At 40.2% G+C, this 17,027-nt stretch carries 19 protein-coding genes and 2 riboswitches; of the genes, 14 read left to right on the top strand and 5 right to left on the bottom strand.

Going from position 1 to position 17,027, the window contains the following annotated elements:
- Nucleotides 1-2 precede the first annotated feature (2 nt).
- The 4 genes from FXF70_RS10150 to FXF70_RS10135 all read left to right on the top strand — a co-directional run bounded on the left by FXF70_RS10150 (nt 3) and on the right by FXF70_RS10135 (nt 3,240).
- The gene (locus FXF70_RS10150) at nt 3-1,250 is read left to right on the top strand and encodes a glutamate-5-semialdehyde dehydrogenase (protein WP_148780195.1); all 1,248 of its coding nucleotides are present in this window, start codon (nt 3-5) and stop codon (nt 1,248-1,250) included.
- A gap of 124 nt (nt 1,251-1,374) precedes the next feature.
- On the top strand, nt 1,375-2,511 hold the full coding sequence (locus FXF70_RS10145; protein WP_008346192.1) for a response regulator aspartate phosphatase: 1,137 nt from the start codon (nt 1,375-1,377) through the stop codon (nt 2,509-2,511).
- Entirely contained in the window at nt 2,501-2,635 is a 135-nt protein-coding gene (locus FXF70_RS10140; RefSeq protein WP_008346190.1) for a hypothetical protein, read from the top strand. Before FXF70_RS10145 ends, FXF70_RS10140 begins: the two co-directional genes overlap by 11 nt.
- Before the next feature lie 176 nt (nt 2,636-2,811).
- Complete coding sequence (locus FXF70_RS10135; protein ID WP_017367099.1) at nt 2,812-3,240, top strand: organic hydroperoxide resistance protein; 429 nt, start codon at nt 2,812-2,814, stop codon at nt 3,238-3,240.
- A 30-nt stretch (nt 3,241-3,270) separates the two neighbouring features.
- Here the strand turns inward: FXF70_RS10135 and FXF70_RS10130 are convergent, their stop codons facing one another.
- Nucleotides 3,271-3,717, bottom strand: a complete 447-nt coding sequence (locus tag FXF70_RS10130) for a MarR family winged helix-turn-helix transcriptional regulator (protein WP_008346188.1) — start codon at nt 3,715-3,717, stop codon at nt 3,271-3,273.
- Between the two features lie 161 nt (nt 3,718-3,878).
- Here FXF70_RS10130 and ohrB point away from each other — a divergent pair, with 161 nt between their 5' ends.
- On the top strand, nt 3,879-4,298 hold the full coding sequence (ohrB, locus tag FXF70_RS10125) for an organic hydroperoxide resistance protein OhrB (protein WP_007498799.1): 420 nt from the start codon (nt 3,879-3,881) through the stop codon (nt 4,296-4,298).
- A 72-nt stretch (nt 4,299-4,370) separates the two neighbouring features.
- On the opposite strand, the gene guaD is transcribed toward ohrB, so the two are convergent.
- From guaD to FXF70_RS10110, 3 genes are all read right to left on the bottom strand, one after another.
- Nucleotides 4,371-4,841, bottom strand: a complete 471-nt coding sequence (guaD, locus tag FXF70_RS10120; RefSeq protein WP_008346184.1) for a guanine deaminase — start codon at nt 4,839-4,841, stop codon at nt 4,371-4,373.
- Nucleotides 4,842-4,983: 142 nt separating this feature from the next.
- A complete protein-coding gene (gene metE, locus FXF70_RS10115; RefSeq protein WP_148780194.1) occupies nt 4,984-7,272 on the bottom strand; it encodes a 5-methyltetrahydropteroyltriglutamate--homocysteine S-methyltransferase in 2,289 nt (762 codons plus the stop codon).
- Between the two features lie 156 nt (nt 7,273-7,428).
- Nucleotides 7,429-7,621: riboswitch (cobalamin riboswitch) on the bottom strand.
- 112 nt (nt 7,622-7,733) lie between these two features.
- Nucleotides 7,734-8,693 carry a S8 family peptidase gene (locus tag FXF70_RS10110; protein ID WP_148780193.1) on the bottom strand — a complete coding sequence of 320 codons (960 nt, stop codon included), beginning with the start codon at nt 8,691-8,693 and terminating at the stop codon, nt 7,734-7,736.
- Between the two features lie 460 nt (nt 8,694-9,153).
- Here FXF70_RS10110 and FXF70_RS10105 point away from each other — a divergent pair, with 460 nt between their 5' ends.
- From FXF70_RS10105 to FXF70_RS10065, 9 genes are all read left to right on the top strand, one after another.
- Nucleotides 9,154-9,456 (top strand): hypothetical protein, encoded by a 303-nt coding sequence (locus tag FXF70_RS10105; protein ID WP_148780192.1) that lies wholly within the window; start codon nt 9,154-9,156, stop codon nt 9,454-9,456.
- Between the two features lies 1 nt (nt 9,457).
- Nucleotides 9,458-9,661 carry a helix-turn-helix transcriptional regulator gene (locus FXF70_RS10100; protein WP_008346178.1) on the top strand — a complete coding sequence of 68 codons (204 nt, stop codon included), beginning with the start codon at nt 9,458-9,460 and terminating at the stop codon, nt 9,659-9,661.
- Between the two features lie 199 nt (nt 9,662-9,860).
- Nucleotides 9,861-10,547 carry a response regulator transcription factor gene (locus tag FXF70_RS10095; RefSeq protein ID WP_148780191.1) on the top strand — a complete coding sequence of 229 codons (687 nt, stop codon included), beginning with the start codon at nt 9,861-9,863 and terminating at the stop codon, nt 10,545-10,547.
- Between the two features lie 3 nt (nt 10,548-10,550).
- Nucleotides 10,551-11,900 (top strand): sensor histidine kinase, encoded by a 1,350-nt coding sequence (locus FXF70_RS10090; protein ID WP_065460249.1) that lies wholly within the window; start codon nt 10,551-10,553, stop codon nt 11,898-11,900.
- A gap of 66 nt (nt 11,901-11,966) precedes the next feature.
- Nucleotides 11,967-12,656 (top strand): PepSY domain-containing protein, encoded by a 690-nt coding sequence (locus tag FXF70_RS10085; protein WP_060780998.1) that lies wholly within the window; start codon nt 11,967-11,969, stop codon nt 12,654-12,656.
- A 93-nt stretch (nt 12,657-12,749) separates the two neighbouring features.
- On the top strand, nt 12,750-13,268 hold the full coding sequence (locus FXF70_RS10080) for a PepSY domain-containing protein (RefSeq protein ID WP_008346169.1): 519 nt from the start codon (nt 12,750-12,752) through the stop codon (nt 13,266-13,268).
- 76 nt (nt 13,269-13,344) lie between these two features.
- Nucleotides 13,345-13,488, top strand: a complete 144-nt coding sequence (locus FXF70_RS19075) for a hypothetical protein (protein ID WP_008346168.1) — start codon at nt 13,345-13,347, stop codon at nt 13,486-13,488.
- A 131-nt stretch (nt 13,489-13,619) separates the two neighbouring features.
- Nucleotides 13,620-13,783, top strand: a riboswitch (M-box (ykoK) riboswitch).
- Between the two features lie 207 nt (nt 13,784-13,990).
- Nucleotides 13,991-15,349: a magnesium transporter gene (gene mgtE / locus FXF70_RS10070; RefSeq protein WP_007498785.1), complete on the top strand. Its 1,359-nt coding sequence runs from the start codon at nt 13,991-13,993 to the stop codon at nt 15,347-15,349.
- A gap of 101 nt (nt 15,350-15,450) precedes the next feature.
- Complete coding sequence (locus FXF70_RS10065) at nt 15,451-15,849, top strand: hypothetical protein (RefSeq protein WP_148780190.1); 399 nt, start codon at nt 15,451-15,453, stop codon at nt 15,847-15,849.
- Nucleotides 15,850-15,981: 132 nt separating this feature from the next.
- Here the strand turns inward: FXF70_RS10065 and FXF70_RS10060 are convergent, their stop codons facing one another.
- The gene (locus tag FXF70_RS10060) at nt 15,982-16,845 is read right to left on the bottom strand and encodes a LysR family transcriptional regulator (protein ID WP_025207232.1); all 864 of its coding nucleotides are present in this window, start codon (nt 16,843-16,845) and stop codon (nt 15,982-15,984) included.
- Nucleotides 16,846-17,027: the final 182 nt, after the last annotated feature.

Below are 17,027 nucleotides of genomic sequence, written 5' to 3'. Positions count from 1 at the left end.
CGATGAATGAAGTTCTAGAAAAAGCAAAAAAGGCAAGCGCAGCCAAAGATCAGCTGCTATTAAAAACAACTGAACAAAAGAATGCTGCATTAGACGCTATTGCAAAAGCATTAAAAGCATCTTCAGCTTATTTAATTGCCGAAAACCAAAAAGATGTTCAGGCGGCTATAGACAAAGAGTTCACGCCATCTGTGATCGACAGAATTACATTAACAGAAGAGAGAATTGAAGCGATTGCAGACGCTACGCATCAACTCATTCAGCTCAAAGACCCAATTGGTGAAACATTAGAGACCATTCAAAAAGAAAACGGGCTTCTCATTGAAAAAGTACGTGTGCCTCTTGGAACGGTTGGGATGATTTACGAAGCAAGACCAAACGTGACAGTCGATGCGGCCACTCTTTGCTTGAAAACTGGAAATGCTGTGATTCTTCGAGGAAGTTCATCGGCCATTCATAGTAATAAAGCGATTGTGAAAGTCATTCACGAAGCGCTGCAACCAACGGATATTCCAGTAGACAGTGTACAATTGATTGAAGATACAGGCCGTGAGACGGCTAAAACCCTGTTCACTTTAAATGACTATCTAGATGTCCTGATTCCACGTGGAGGGAAACATTTAATTGATCTTGTTGTGAGAGAGTCTACTGTTCCAGTACTTGAGACGGGTGCAGGGAATTGTCATATTTACATTGATGAAACAGCTCAAAAAGAAATGGCTGAACAAATTGTTCTGAATGCGAAAACACAAAGACCATCTGTTTGTAATGCCATTGAGAGCATTGTCATTCATGAAACATGGGCACAAGAACATGGCGCTTCGCTCTTTGAAGCACTTCAGACACATGGTGTAGAGATACGGGGCGATGAAGCAGTATGTGCACTTGCACCGAGTGCCACTTTAGCGACGACCACTGATTTTGAAACGGAATTTTTAGCGCCGATTGTCAGTATTAAAACCGTAAAGACCATGGAAGAGGCGATACAGCATATTCAAATGTATAGCTCTAAGCATTCTGAAGCGATCATTACGGAAAACGAGCAGCATGCGGCACTTTTCTTAACAGCCGTTGATGCTGCCGCTGTGTATCATAATGCATCCACCCGGTTTACAGATGGCTTTGAATTTGGCTACGGAGCGGAAATCGGCATTAGCACACAAAAGTTGCATGCTAGAGGACCAATGGGTCTGCCAGCCCTAACCTCTGAAAAATTTGTCATTCGTGGGCAAGGACAAATAAGAGAATAACCAATCCAAAAGAGAGTCTTATCGCACAAGGCTCTCTTTTTCCTTTCATTTTTGTATTTCTTCGGTCAAGTATGATAAAATATGGTAATGTTTTATATTTTGAGAAGATTGGAGAAGGCAACGTATGGCGAAAATCATTCCCTCTTCGGATATTGGAGTGAAAATCAACAAGTGGTATGAATTAATCCGCAGATTTGATTCAGAACAAGCAGAACAGTTAAAGCAGGAAATTCGCACCTCTCTTGATTCAATGGAAGAAGATCAGAATTTGCTTCTCTATTTTTCTTTAATGGAATTCAGGCATGAGGTCATGCTCGATTATTTAAAGCCATTAAAGGAAGGAAAGCTTCGCGCCAACTTTTCCGAGCTTTCGAAAGAAATAGATGAGCATCAAACGCATGTCACAGGCATGCTTGAATATTACTATCATTTCTTCAGAGGCATGTATGAGTTCGGCCGGAGAGAGTACATTGCTGCCATATCGTCCTATCAAAAGGCAGAGCACAAGCTTTCTTTTGTATCCGACGATATTGAACGTGCAGAATTTCATTTTAAAATGTCAGAAATATATTATCACATGAAACAAACACACATTTCGATGCACCATGCCAAACTAGCGCTGGATGTCTATATTCAGCACGAACTATATGCGCTTCGTACCATTCAGTGTGAATTTATTGTAGCCGGTAATTATGATGATATGAGAAGGCATGAAAAGGCATTGCCACATCTCGAAAGAGCACTTGCAAGGTCAAGAGACTTTCAGAATGTGCGTTTTATTGCTTCTTCTTTGTTTAATATGGGCAACAGCTATTACAGAATGGGAGACTTGAACCGCGCACTCGACTTAATGAAAGAATCCATCTCATTATTTGATCAAAACCAATCTGATCATCTTCGTCGATCGATAGACCCTCTTTATACAGCCGCTCAGATCTTATACAAACAAGGTAAAAACAATGAAGCATTATATTACAGAGAAGAATGTATGAAACGAGCAGAAGCTCTGCAGGATGACATTCATATTCAGAAGACCATTTTTTTAGAAGCGTTGTACTTACGACAAGATGCAGAGCATATTAAACGAATTTTCCATTTTTTAGAATCTTCCTATGCATATCCAGATATAGAAGAGCTGGCTTTAGACACCGCAAAGTATTATAATGAAATGGAGGATTATGAAAAATCTTCCATGTTCTATGGGGAAGCGGAACATGCTCGTATCTATATTCAGAGAGGGGATTGTTTATATGAATTTTAAAAAATGGGCAGTCGTCTGTACAAGCATCACGATCTTGGCATTATGGATCACATCACCTAATGCCGACCCCGATAACAGAAACCATACGCTAGAAAAACCGAATCCGCAGCATATCACGATCTAAAAAGCCCTTTTTAAAGGGCTTTTTTTATTGACCGCTTCAATCATCGTAGGTTGCACATTCATAAAAATAAAAAATGGAGGAAAGATGAAAGTGAGTGTTTTTCATTGACTCTTGAATTTAGATTGTGTACAATTCAATTGTAGAAAACATTAATAGAGCGAAAGAGGGTTATATTCATGTCAGAAGTTTTATTTACTGCAACGGTATCAGCTGTAGGAGGAAGAGAAGGTAAGGTTGTGTCAACAGATGGTGTACTAGAGCATGATGTAGCAATGCCAGGAACGCCAAGAGCGAAAAAGCTTGAGAAAGCAACGAATCCAGAGCAATTATTCGCAGCGGGCTATTCTGCATGTTTTGATTCAGCCCTTCAAATGGTCGCAAGACAAGAGCGTATCCGTTTTGAAAGTGAAGTAACGGCACATGTAAGCTTAGTCAAAGACAGTTCAGACGGCGGTTTCAAATTAGGTGTCAAATTAGAAGTAAAAGGAACTGGCATTGAGCAATCTGCACTTGATGAACTTGTTCATAAAGCACACGGCGTTTGCCCATACTCAAAAGCAACGCAAGGAAACATTGAAGTAGAATTAGTAGCTGTCGCTCAATAATAGACATCAAAAGGCTGAGGGAATATTCCCTCAGCCTTTTGATTGTGTTAATTTTTGCAAAAGCTCATGTAAAGAAGCGCGAAGTGTTTTCAGCTCTTCTTCTGATCTGCCTGTTCCAGACAGCATTTGAAATGGAATCGAAGTGGCCTTCTCTTGTAAAGCTTCTCCGTATTCTGTTAAACGAATTTGGACCGAACGCTCATCCTCTTTCGAACGTTCGCGGATGATGAGTCCATTTTGTTCCATTCGTTTTAGCATAGGTGTGAGTGTACCGGAGTCTAAATATAAAAGCTCTCCCATTGTTTTCACATTTAATGTCCCATGCTCCCATAACAAAAGTAGTGCCAAATATTGCGGGTATGTGATATTTAACTCTTCTAATAATGGTTTATACTGCTTCGTCATTTCTCTTGAACTTGCATATAACAAGAAACAAAGCTGATTTTCCAGCTTCATATGTTCAAATTCATTTGTCATATCTGTCACCAACTATTTTTTGTCATACTTATCATTGTATAAGATTTTCTTCCTTTTTAAAATAAATACAGACTAAAAATGAAAAATTCTTCAATGTGCCATAAATGTTTGAGCAACGAATAGAACGTGAAAGGTATAAGTAGAAGAAGGAGGAGATCAAGATGAAACCATTATTTACTGCAAAAGTAAAAGCAAAGCACGGAAGAGCAGGACATGTTCGTTCTGATGATGGTGTGCTTGACCACAACATTGTGATGCCAAACGCAAAGAAAGATGGAGAAACTGGTACGAATCCTGAACAATTATTTGCAGCGGGTTATGCGGCCTGCTTCGGAGGGGCGCTTGAACAAGTCGCCAAGAAGCAAGGTGTCGAAATTGAATCAGAAGTAGAAGGACATGTCAGTCTATTAAAAGATGAAAGTGATGGCGGTTTTAAACTTGGTGTGAAGCTGATTGTTTCCGCTAAAGGGCTTGACCATGACAAAGCGAAAGAGCTTGTTGAGGCTGCACATGAATTCTGTCCATATTCAAAAGCAACAAGAGGAAACATCGAAGTAGAGCTTGAAGTGGCGGAATCATGAAAAGAAAAAAGGGCTAAAATTTAGCCCTTTCTCAACAATCTACTGACACCTGCTGTGGAGCAGGTGTCTTTTTTAATATTCTTTCTTTTTGTCGTATGTGTCCCATGCTTCAAATGGAGCAAGGGTTTTTTGAAGGGTCAGCTGGTAAAATGGAATGTTTCTTGATTCGTATTCTTTATTGATTTCTTCATAAATAAAGGAGTCATCAAAACCAGAAGTCGCTGCATCCTTGTGTCCAGCGGCAAAATATACGGCCTTTGGTCTAGCCCAATAGATAGCACCAAGACACATTGGACAAGGCTCACAACTTGTATACAAAATACAGTCTTCTAATTGATATGTATGTAGTGTTTGGCAAGCCTTTCGAATGGCAGTCACTTCTGCATGTGCAGTTGGATCATTACTCGTTGTGACATTGTTGCTTCCCTCTGCAATAATCTGACCGTCTTTGACAATGACCGCTCCAAAAGGGCCGCCTGTGCCACTATTTACTCCTTCTACTGCAAGATCAATTGCGCGTTGTAAAAAAGCTTCGTGATTCATTGTCTTCCTCCCTTTGTTCGACTGACTTCTCTAGTATAAACGAATCATGATAGAAAAGGAATCATTGTAGGAGGAGATCGAACAGGACAATTTACGGATAAAAAACCCCTGCCAAATGTTCAGCAGGGGAAGAGTGAGTCCATTATGCGTGCTGCGCTAGCTTTTTACGAGCGACTTCAGCAGCTGTCACCATGTTTTTCAAAGCAGCAATGGTTTCAGGTTCTTGTCTTGTTTTCAGTCCACAGTCAGGGTTGACCCAGAAGCGATCTGTCGGACATACGTTCAGTGCATCATCAATGATTTTACTCATTTCTTCAACAGATGGAACGCGCGGGCTGTGGATGTCATATACCCCAAGTCCAAGACCTTTCAAATACGGGTGTTTTTCTAAATAATCGAGGAACCCGCCATGACTGCGTGAATGCTCAATCGTAATCACGTCTGCATCAAGGTCTTCAATCGTATCAACAATATCCTCGAAGTTGCTGTAGCACATATGTGTATGAATTTGCGTTTCATTTTGAACAGACGATGTCGATAGACGGAATGACTCTGCTGCCCAGTTTAAGTATGTTGCCCAATCACTCTCTTTTAAAGGAAGACCTTCTCTTAGCGCAGGTTCATCCACTTGAATCACTTGAATACCCGCTGCTTCTAACGCTTCTACCTCTTTGCGTAAAGCAAAAGCGATTTGGAAGGCAATGTCTTTACGAGAGATATCTGTTCTTGGGAAAGACCAGTTTAAGATCGTGACAGGCCCTGTCAGCATTCCTTTGACTTTTTTCTCCGTTAAGCTTTGAGCGTAAACCGTTTCTTTCACTGTCATTGGCTCTGTAAATTCTACATCTCCATAAATGATCGGCGGCTTCACGCAGCGTGATCCATAAGATTGAACCCAAGCGAATTTTGTAAAGGCAAATCCAGCAAGTTTTTCACCGAAGTATTCAACCATGTCTGTACGTTCAAATTCTCCATGAACGAGTACATCTAGGCCAATCTCTTCTTGAATATCAATCCATCTTTTTGTTTCTTTTTTAATAAATTCATCATACTCTGCATCTGTCCACTCACTTTTGCGCCATTTTTGACGAGCACTGCGCACCTCAGCTGACTGAGGGAAGCTTCCGATTGTTGTGGTTGGAAGAAGCGGCAGTTCAAGAGATTCATTTTGAATGCGTAGTCGTTCTTCAAAAGCAACTGGACGTTTAAAATCTTTTGATGAAAGGCTGTTGCGCTCTGCTGTCAGGTCCGCATTCGTTCCTTTCGCGAATTCTTTTAACGTCTGAAGTGCTTCATTTGCTGCATGGATGTCTGCATCAATGGCAGCTGCTCCTTTTGATAAGCCTTCTTTTAATAGCGTTAATTCAGCCAGCTTTTCAGTGGCATAAGAAAGTCCGTTTAATAGTTTTTCTTCAAGCTGTTCGCTCGGATGTTTTGCAACTGGGACATGTAGCAGGCTACTTGAAGGCTGTAGCCATACTTCTTTTGGCTGCACGTCAGCAATCACTTCAGAAATAAACGATAATCTTTCTCCTAGATCTGATCTCCAAATATTTCTGCCGTCGATGATACCGGCTGCTAAAATTTTATCTTTTGGGAAGCCGTGTTTTTTCACTTGTTCAAGGTTTCGTCCTTGATCATGGACAAAATCAAGACCGATGGCTTCAACAGGATACGTGACAAGCTCTTCATAGGCATCTACTGAGTCAAAGTATGTTTGAAGGAGAACGTTTAAGGCAGGTACAGCTTCTTTAATCGTTTGATAGATGGCTTTTACTGCTTTCACGTCTTCACTTGAAGCTGTGACTAAAGCAGGCTCATCAATTTGAACCCATTTTACACCGGCTTCTTCAAGCTCTTTTAACAACTGAGTATAAAGCGGCACTAGGCGCTGCTGAATCTCTTTCACTTCATTGGCTTCATAGCCTTTAGAAAGAGAAACAAATGTATAAAGACCAAGGACGACAGGTTTTGTTTCAACACCAAACGCTTTTTTCACCTTTTCGTATGCTTCAAGCGGTTTGTTATGTGTGAGTTTGAATTCTGTGCTTTTTTCATATTCTGGAACGATGTAGTGATAGTTTGTATTAAACCATTTTGTCATTTCACTTGAGACAGCATCTTTTGTTCCTCTTGCTATCGCAAAGTATGTATCTAGCGGGTCTTTCAAGCTGCGGAAGCGCTCTGGAATCCAATTGAACATAACGGCAGTATCCAGCACGTGATCATAGAAGGTAAAGTCTCCAGAAGGAACAACGTCAATTTGTTGATCAATTTGAGTTTTAATAGCGGCTAAAAATTGTTCATCGAGTGTGCTTAAGAGGGTTTCTCGGTCAGTTTGACCTTTCCAATAAGACTCAAGTGCTTTTTTCCATTCTCTGTTTAAACCAATTCGCGGGAAACCTAGATTACTTGTTTTAACAATTGTCAATTCCAATTCCTCCTCTAAATATAAAAAGACACTCACACTCATGATCAAGATTGATGAGGGCAAATGTCTGGTTTAAAAAGACAAAATGTGTGTGCGAAAGAAGGCGTAAGTATCAATGACGAACGCTTTTCCGACATCTCCTATCAACCGTAGGGGGTTTGATGTGATAGAGCGGCTGGTATCCTGGCTCGCGAATCTGCAAGCTTTTCATCCTTCCCATCCTCATGACAGTGGATTATTAACGAAAAGCTCTCCTCACTTACAGTGGCGGGACCGCGCCGGATTTTCACCGGTCTTCCCAATTAAAATTCGACGTGTGATCGAATTACCGACTCTCAAACTATGAATTTATTGTGTTCGATTATATAACGTTCACTTCATTTCGTCAAAGTAAATTTTGAATAATTTTAATTAAAAAAATCCTGAGAAAATTCTATCTTTTCTCAGGACCTAACATGTACCTATAGAGACAAAAGTTCTGCTTCCAATGTTTTCTCAAGAAGCACACCTGGTGCAGTTAAATATAAAAACCCGTTTCCTACAAGGGTTTTCGATTGTTTTAGCGGAAGGGTTCTCCGTACGAGCTGAGCATATACCTCAGGTTCTGTCAGCTTACGCTGGAACGCTTCTTCTTCGGCATTTTTAATAATGGCGAGTGCCCCGCTCACATGAGGGGCAGCCATGGAAGTACCTGTTAGTCTTCCGTATTTATGGTTAGGGAGAGTGGATAAAATGTCTTCACCTGGAGCGACGAGGTCGATTTCTTTATTCGCATTGGAGAATTCAGAGGATTCTCTTGCAAGAGAGACAGAGCCGACGGCAATGACCTCGTTGTATGCAGCTGGGTAGGAGAACTCTTCAGTACGCTCGTCTCCGTCACCTTCATTTCCTGCTGCGCAGACAACAAGCACACCGCTGCTTACCGCATGTTGGATGGCCTTTTGCAGTTCTGGTTCATTGCTTGGCCCACCGAGAGACATGGAAATGATATCAACCTTCTGTTCAACCGCATAATTAATGCCGTTGATAATCCATTCGTATTTCCCGCTGCCATTTTTCCCTCCAAGAACTTTTACGATCAACAGCTTGGCTTCAGGTGCAACACCTAAAATGCCGCCATTTTGATCCGTTGCCGCAATCGTTCCTGATACATGGGTACCATGTCCGTTGTAGTCTTTTACATTCTCAGCATCTCCATTGTCATCATCGGTAAAGTTTTTTCCTCCGATAATCTGATCTTTTAAATCGGGATGCTCCGTGTCGCAACCTGTATCAAGGACAGCAATGGTTATGCCTTTTCCTTTGAAGCCACTTGACCAAAGTTCGGGTGCTTTAATCTCCTGAATACTTTCCGGCGTCTCTTTCGCTTCCATCACATTGGCTTTTACTTCATACGGAATTAAGCGAATTTCACCTTTCATAAGAAAGCCCTCCTTATTTTGTTTTCAAAGTAGATTCAGGTTGCGTAATGTTATTGTATAAAACAAATGTTTGATCGGAAAGGGTCAATTGTAATAATTTTTCAAATAATCAAATAATTATTCATTGTGCAGTTCTCCTCATATCTTGCCGAAAGAAGTCACCTTTTGAGGAAAACTCTTAGTATCATATGAAAAAGAAGGAAATGCTGCATAGTGAGCTTGCACCTGTATAGATGAAAATGGGTGAAAAGAACTAAAAAAGGCAGAGCGAAAAAGCAATCATATAAAAAGATAGATGATGACAGAAAAGAAAAAGGTACATGCCATGTGCGGATGATTGTTTTTTCATTATAATGATCGAAAGAATATAGAATGTAAAAAGTATTTGACATTTTTTAAGTGGATGATATGATTGAAATGTAAAAAGTATTTGACATTTTGATTGGGAGGGGACTAACCGTTGGATGTTGTAAAAGTTGTGTATTCAGTCATCTTATTAGTGGTCGGACTGTTCATCTTTATCGCGCCTATGATTCAAAAGGGTGATGAAAGAAAGAGATTTATCTACTCAAAAGCTCAATCGTATGCATTTATGGTGGTCATCGGTATGCTTTTATTAGAAGTCGCAAAGTCTATATTTTTAACGACTCAAGGGAACAATTCTGATAAGGGGGTTGGGATTTCTCCCATCATGTTCCTAACTGTAATTTCGGTCATATATTTAGTTACATTACTCATATACAGAAAAAAATATGGTGATTAAATTGCAAAATCATATAAGAGAACTAAGGAAATCCATTAAATTATCCCAAGAAGAACTTGCTAAACGGTGTAAGGTCTCGAGACAAACCATCAATGCCATTGAAAACGATAAGTACGACCCTACTTTACAATTAGCCTTTGACATCGCCTCTGTTTTGAATACGACTGTAGATGAGCTTTTTGTCAGTCAACCTAAAAAGAAGTAGGGGACCAGCCTCAGAAAAGAGGCTTTTTTTGTTGATTTGTGTAATGTGAAAGGATCAGCTGAAAATAAAAATCAACCATATTACATAACAATTCCTCATTCATGAAAAATAAGATATGAAGATTGTGACTGTTCCAATGGAGAAAGGCAACATATAATAATGGAAAGACAAGCTTGCCTTTCAGATAGGAGAGATAGAGATGAACAAAGGGAAGATACTCGTGGTCGAAGATGAAAAGAAAATTGCAAGAGTGCTGTCATTAGAACTTGAATATGAAGGATATGAGGTCTCAGTCCAAGATACAGGGATGAAAGGGCTCCAGGCGCTCGAGGAGGAGAGTTTTGATTTAGTGCTTCTAGATGTCATGCTTCCAGAATTAAGCGGACTTGAAGTGCTTAGAAGGGTTCGAAAGACAAATACGGCAACACCGATCATTTTGATTACCGCAAGAGGAAGTGTTCCCGATAAGGTCAGCGGTCTTGATCTTGGGGCAAACGATTATATTACAAAACCCTTTGACATAGAAGAATTATTAGCGCGAATTCGTGCACAGCTGAGGTTCAATCACAATGCGCAAGAGGAAAAGGAAATTGAGCTAAGTATTGCAGATTTAACGGTGAATGAGAAAACAAGAGAAATTCAAAGAGGCGATCAGACGCTTGAGCTGACACCGAGAGAATATGACTTGCTTGTTCATTTATTGAAACATCAGCAGCAAGTGCTCACAAGAGATCAGCTTTTAACAGCTGTTTGGGGTTTTGATTATTTTGGTGACACGAACGTGGTTGATGTCTATATTCGCTATTTAAGGAAAAAAATCGATTACCCGTTTGAAAAACAATTGATTCACACAGTGAGAGGTGTGGGTTATGTGATGAAAGGATAAAGCATGAGATTAAAAAATAAGATCCAGCTTTATACATCGTTGTCCTTGTTTTTAATGGTGCTACTGTTTCATACAGCGATTTATTTTATTTTTTCAATGACCTTGACGCAAAAAGATATGTCCAGACTGTCGGAAGTAGCTGAAAATATTGCGATTGCACTAAAGAAGTCAGAAGAAGAGGGCCTTCCATCTTCAGAGCTTCTGAAAGCGTATCTGCCTCAAAATGGTATGATCCGTGTCGTCACAGAGAAAGGTGAATCAAAGCTGACCGTCACGAAGGAATCTACGTTCAGCTCACTTCCTTTTACATACGAATCTGGTCAGACAGCAGAAATTCAAGAATACAATAAGCAGATGATTGCGTTCGCGGCTATCCCTGTCATTTGGACAAATGGGGACATTGTGTCGCTGCAAGTATATGAAGAAATTGAAAATACAGAAGAGAACTTGGCGTTATTAAAAATGATTTTAATCACTACTGGCGTTTTGTTTATTGTGCTTTCTTATTTTGCAGGCCACATTTTAACGAAACAAATTGTCCGCCCAATTAGTAGAATGACCAATACGATGAAAGCAAGTATGAGAGAAAAGGCATTTAAACGAATTGAATTAACAGGCGATTCAAAGGATGAACTGTATCAAATGGGTCAAACCTTTAATGAAATGGCCGAAATTCTCGAGAAACATTATGAGAAAGAGCAGCAATTTTTACACGATGCTTCTCATGAATTGAAAACACCCATTACCGTCATCATGAGCTACAGCAATTTACTAAAACGCTGGGGGCAAAGCCGGCCAGAGGTCGTAGAAGAATCCTCTCAAGCCATTCATGATGAGGCAAAAAAAATGAAAAGGCTGACAGATCAACTACTCACACTGGCGAAAAATGGGCAGCCGCTTTACTTGGACATGAAGCCAGTTGATCTTGGTCAATTGTGTAGCCAAGTCGGCCATACACTTGAAGTGGCAACCAATCGAACCATCCTTACTCATATACAAACAGATCAGCCTGTGATTGCTGAAGGAGACGAAGAGAAGATCAAACAGCTTTTGACCATCTTGATTGATAATGCGGTTAAATATAGTGCAGAGCCAGTTGATGTGAACTGCGGACGAGCAGGAGAGAAACCGTTTATTTCGGTTGTTGACAAAGGAATTGGCATAAAAGAAGAGGATCTGCCGAAAATCTTTGACCGCTTTTTCCGTGTGGATGAAGCGAGAAACAGTGAGACGGGTGGGACTGGGCTTGGCCTGTCAATTGCGAAGCAAATTGCTGAAGAGCATGGGGCTGAGCTAAAGGTAGACAGCCGTATTGGCGAAGGAACCGTGATGACCATTCTTTTTCAGAAATAAGTAGGTCTTTTCTCATCAATTTCTCATTTCCTCCTTATAAAATAGGAAATAGGAAGGAGGCGCTGCATGTCTAGAAAACTGAAAATGCTGCTTACGCTCGCAGGATGTCTTTTCATTCTTGCGGCCTTTGCAATGCTCATGATTCAAACCATTGACAAAAAAATATTAAGCGAAGCAGACATTAAAAAAATCATAGCAAAAGACTACAATGGAAACATCACAAATATTGATTTGATCAATCATAAACAGGACTATACATTGACGCTTGAAAATTCAAATGGCATCTATCAAATCATTGCATCTTCCTCAAGCGGTCAAATGAAAGAGATGAAACAGTTAAAGAGCTATCAAAAACCAAATGAGAAAAATGCCGAACTTCAAGCAGAAGAAGTGGCAGTGAAAAAAGTGAAGGGTACTGTGATTCAAAAGAAAGAAAAATCGGATCGCTTTATCTTTACGATTCAATCAAAAAAAGAACTGTATCAAGTGGATGTTGAGAAAGACACGTTCAAGGTGATTGAAGCAGAAAAGAAAAAGCCAACCTCTAAAGAAAAGAAGCTGACAAAAATAACGGTAGAAGAAGCCATTCAGATTGCCGTAAAAGAAGTGGGCGGCACAGTGGATGATGCAGATCTTGAAACTTTTAGCGGAATGCTCGTGTTTGAGGTAGAGCTCGATTTGCCGGATGGAAGAGAGGCAGAGGTGTTAGTGAATGCCTATACAGGAGATATTGAAGGTATTACGTACGAAAACTAATCATTTTCTCATGATTTTCTCATGTTCCTTTCCTTCCTTTATCATCTTGTTTTTTTAAGATAAAGGAGAAATCAAACAGAGGAGGAATGAAATATGATAAAAAAAGTACTAGTCGCTACAGCATTCACAGGAGCCCTTGTCGCAGGTGGTTTCACCCTTCAAGCGCAAAATACAAATCAAACGGCAAATGCCGAACAAGTGGTGCAAAAGAAATCTTCATTTGTCTCAAAGAAACAGGCTGAAAAAGCAGCATTAAAAGTTGTGAAAGGCTATGTAGATGATGTAGATCTTGAGCGTAAAAAAGGAAAATGGGTATATGAGGTCGAGATTAAAAAAGGCGGCTTTGAATATAAAGTATATGTCGATGCCAAAACAGGCAAAGCGCTCAATGATCCAGTCAAAGAAAAGAAACAAAATGTAAAAATCACCAAAAAACAGGCTGAACAAATTGCCCTTGCAAAAGTAAAAGGAACAGTCACAGATTCAGAATTAGATAAAGAAAATGGTGTGTACTTGTATGAAATTGAAATTACGACACCAAGCGGCGAAGAAGTTGATTTTGAGATTTCCGCTAAAACAGGCAAAATCCTCAAGCAAGAATGGGACGATTAAGGTATAAATGAACCTTACACTTTTATGTGTAAGGTTTTTTCATTGGGACAAACTACTGGAAAGGAGGCGAGAGAATATGATGAAGAAAAAAGAAGAAGAACAGACGATGGATCGTGCGGAATATGTTCCCCATCCTGATGGAGAAGGATATGCTTTGTTTTTGCATGATTCCTTTCATCTCCTCTCCCAAGAGGATATGAATCAGCCGGAAGAAGAATAAAAGACATGAAAGGGCGATGGTCAACTTGTCGATCGCTCTTTTTTTGAAAAGAAAGCGAATACATCAGGAAACTTGGCATCTTGCTTATTGACATCATTGCGCTTTTTCTGTAATCTCAGTGTGTCAACAATATGAGACTTCGTTAGGTGAGGCTCCTGTATGGAGATACGCTGCTGCCCAAAAATGTCCAAAGACGCCAATGGGTCAACAGGAATCATCGACATAAGGTGATTTTTAATGCAGCTGGATGAATCCTATGCCATACAGTGCTAAAGCTCTACGATTGAAGGAGCAAGTGTTTATTTGTCATGCTTACAAAGCGCCTTCATTCGGTTGAAGGTGCTTTTTTATGAGAAAAGGAGGTGTGGGGATGGATCATCCCGATTCGAGACACATAGAGAGTATGTCAAAAGATCAGATTGACACATCAGATAGAGGAGATCCTGACCCCCGCACAATCTAAGGGATTCGGGTATCTCCTGATTTTGGGGAGGTAACAGCGATGATACAGAACATTACGTACGATGAACTCATTTTACGCATCATTATTTTACTAAGAGATGGAAAACGTAAAGAATTTAAAAACATTATGGAAGAACTTCAGCCTTATGATATGGCCTACTTATTCAAGGAGCTTCCAGAAAAACACCGCGGCCGCTTTCTCAGCTTTTTAACAGTCGATGACGTGACGGAAATGATGGGTGAACTGGAGCGGGAATATCAAGAGATTGTTCTTGAAAAAGTAGGGAAAGACAAAGCCACCTTCGTCACAAACAAAATGGATAACGATGATCTAGCCAACTTGTTTGATGAGATGGAGGATGAGCTGAAGGATCAGCTTTTATCTAACATGGAAGCAGAGGAATCCAAGGCCGTCCAGCTTCTCATGAATTACCCTGCTGAGACAGCAGGCCGGATCATGACCAATCGGTACGTTTGGATTCCGCAGCATTATACGGTTCAAGATGCCGTGGTGAAGCTGAAAAGCTTTGCTGAAATTGCCGAATCGATCAACTACTTATATGTCATAAATGATCAAAAACAGCTTGTAGGGGTACTCTCATACAGGGATCTTATTTTAGGTGAACCAGATGAAAAAGTGCAGGATCTTATGTTTACAAGAGTCATTGCCGTTGGTGCCTTTCAAGACCAGGAAGAAATCGCAAAGCTCATTGAACGATATGATTTCCTTGCCATCCCTGTTGTAGAAGAGAACAATGTCTTAGTCGGAATTGTGACAGTCGATGATATCATTGATGTTGTGATTCAAGAGGCAGGAGAAGACTATGAAAAGTTTGCTGCCTCTGGTAAAGATATCACGTTCGACACACCGGCATTTGTGGCGGCATACCGCCGTCTTCCATGGCTCATTTTGCTCTTATTCATTGGGCTGATTTCAGGTAGTATCTTAAATTATTTTGAAGATACCCTGCAGCAAGTCGTTGCTTTAGCATTCTTCATGCCGATGATTGCAGGTATGACAGGGAATACAGGGACACAGTCTCTAGCGGTTGTCATTAGAGGATTGTCAAAAGAAGAATTAACGAAAAAAACCATTATGCGCTTGATTTTCAGAGAGCTGAGAACAAGTATTTATATTGGGATTGTTTGTTCAATCATTATTACGGTCGTTGCCATGGTATGGCAGGGCAATATGATTTTAGGTTTTGTTGTTGGTTCCTCGCTTCTTGCAACACTGATTATTGGGACAATGGCAGGTACGGTCGTGCCGATTATTTTACACAGATTAAACGTCGACCCAGCCATTGCATCTGGACCGCTGATCACAACATTGAATGATATTTTATCCTTACTCATCTATTTTGGAATTGCAACAGCATTTCTTCATACACTGATGTAGTCAAAAGACTGTAAAATGTAACGTTTTACAGTCTTTATTGAATAAAGATTGCATATAGCGCTTCCATCCTTTACATTTTAAGGAGAAGGTGGGAGAGAAAAATGAAGAAGCTTTTATTCATTTTCATGTGCATTGCTTTGCTAAGTGCATGTTCAAGAGAAGACGAGGGGAAAGACAGAAGACTGGTGGCATCAGAGCATATGCTTGAAGCGATAACTGAAGGAAATAAACGAAAAATGGACAATGTCTATGTCGAAGGCGCAATCCCAAGCCCAAATGACATTCTTAAATCGAAAAAGGAATGGGGAATTGAGACGCTTTCTTATGAAGATTTTCAATTGGAAGAAGCCAGCATCCACGTCTTTCATGCAAATTATAAAGATGCAAACACTGGAGAAAAAAAGGCGCTTGCCTTTCGGGTGAAAGAAGATCCTGAAAAAGGCGGCGTACGGATTGACTTTGTAGGGGTTGTTGAAGGAACAGACGCTTCATCTAAATAAAAAGAATCGTTCATATGCTTGGCATAAGTTGAGATAATGTAAAAGGATAGAAGAGCTGAAAGAATGTCGCTCTATCTATCCTCTTTTTTATCACACATGTTCTTATTAATGAAAACAATGATCTGTCTCAGATCACTTATTCGTGATGCCCATTAACTCCATAAATTGTGACAGGGCACTGGTCATGTACGAATCACGTCGCCTGATCAACACAGTGGGAACGATTCGATGTGGTTCTGGTAATGGATGACAGGTAAATTTGCCTTCTCCCCGAGATTCAACCATAGATTTTGGTAATACGGTCACTCCCAGCCCGCTTTCAACACATTTAAGGACGCCCTCTAACGTACCATATTCCATGACCTTCATAGGAGGATAGCCATTGTTCTCTAGCCACTTTTGCCATCGTCCTAAATAAATACAATGGGCGAATGACGAGAGCAACGGCTCATGTAAAATAGATTCTACCTGGAATTGCTCCGTGGAGTAGCTTGTAATGAGAACGAGGGATTCTTCCAATACAGGATACTCGATGATTTCTGGATGAAGAATTGGCCCATCTACCAAGGCGCCGTCTACTTTGTAGTTGAGGATAGCGCTAACTTGATCGACTGTAGGTGCCATATACAAGCTCAATTCTACTTGTGGAAATTTTTTGTGATATTCTGTGAAAATGCTGGGCAATCTTGTAGATGCGGTGGACTCTATAGATCCAATGTGTAAAGATCCCCGCGGAGTAGAGGAAAGCTTTACTGCTTCTATCGCTTCTTCGTAATCGTATAGTAATTTATTTACATAGGGCAGCAGTTCACGTCCTGCAGGCGTTAAAGATATTTTTTTATGATATCGATAGAGAAGAGGTACACCTAACTCTTGTTCAAGACGTTGGATTCTTGCGGTGACATTGGACTGCACATAATTTAATTTTTGAGCAGCTTTTGTGATGCTTTGTTCAATGGCAACGGCTTTAAATACTTCCAAAGATTTAATATCCAAACTAACTCTCCTTTTTTGCATCACAAATTGTGATGATCTATATGCTATTTTTTGATTTTACGTGATCCAATGAAGTATGTAAACTGAATGATAGAAGAGGTTGATGCTCATTGCGTCCCTTTTATCTGATCGAGAGGAGAAAATGAGAATTTTTTAGCTGTGGCAATTAAAACAGACGTTTC

This window comes from Bacillus sp. Y3 (genome assembly GCF_008123875.1).
GTDB lineage: Bacteria > Bacillota > Bacilli > Bacillales > Bacillaceae > Bacillus > Bacillus altitudinis.
The sequence above is the reverse complement of the archived record's forward strand: the minus strand, read 5'-3'. Positions and strand labels throughout refer to the sequence as shown.

Coding starts and splice junctions, on each gene's coding strand:
- FXF70_RS10130 (WP_008346188.1), bottom strand. CDS start 3,717: ATGACAAATGAATTTGAACATATGAAGCTGGAAAATCAGCTTTGTTTC.
- FXF70_RS10140 (WP_008346190.1), top strand. CDS start 2,501: ATGAATTTTAAAAAATGGGCAGTCGTCTGTACAAGCATCACGATCTTG.
- FXF70_RS10110 (WP_148780193.1), bottom strand. CDS start 8,693: ATGAAAGGTGAAATTCGCTTAATTCCGTATGAAGTAAAAGCCAATGTG.
- FXF70_RS10145 (WP_008346192.1), top strand. CDS start 1,375: ATGGCGAAAATCATTCCCTCTTCGGATATTGGAGTGAAAATCAACAAG.
- FXF70_RS10085 (WP_060780998.1), top strand. CDS start 11,967: ATGTCTAGAAAACTGAAAATGCTGCTTACGCTCGCAGGATGTCTTTTC.
- FXF70_RS19075 (WP_008346168.1), top strand. CDS start 13,345: ATGATGAAGAAAAAAGAAGAAGAACAGACGATGGATCGTGCGGAATAT.
- FXF70_RS10150 (WP_148780195.1), top strand. CDS start 3: ATGAATGAAGTTCTAGAAAAAGCAAAAAAGGCAAGCGCAGCCAAAGAT.
- FXF70_RS10080 (WP_008346169.1), top strand. CDS start 12,750: ATGATAAAAAAAGTACTAGTCGCTACAGCATTCACAGGAGCCCTTGTC.
- FXF70_RS10095 (WP_148780191.1), top strand. CDS start 9,861: ATGAACAAAGGGAAGATACTCGTGGTCGAAGATGAAAAGAAAATTGCA.
- guaD (WP_008346184.1), bottom strand. CDS start 4,841: ATGAATCACGAAGCTTTTTTACAACGCGCAATTGATCTTGCAGTAGAA.
- FXF70_RS10065 (WP_148780190.1), top strand. CDS start 15,451: ATGAAGAAGCTTTTATTCATTTTCATGTGCATTGCTTTGCTAAGTGCA.
- FXF70_RS10090 (WP_065460249.1), top strand. CDS start 10,551: ATGAGATTAAAAAATAAGATCCAGCTTTATACATCGTTGTCCTTGTTT.
- FXF70_RS10135 (WP_017367099.1), top strand. CDS start 2,812: ATGTCAGAAGTTTTATTTACTGCAACGGTATCAGCTGTAGGAGGAAGA.
- ohrB (WP_007498799.1), top strand. CDS start 3,879: ATGAAACCATTATTTACTGCAAAAGTAAAAGCAAAGCACGGAAGAGCA.
- mgtE (WP_007498785.1), top strand. CDS start 13,991: ATGATACAGAACATTACGTACGATGAACTCATTTTACGCATCATTATT.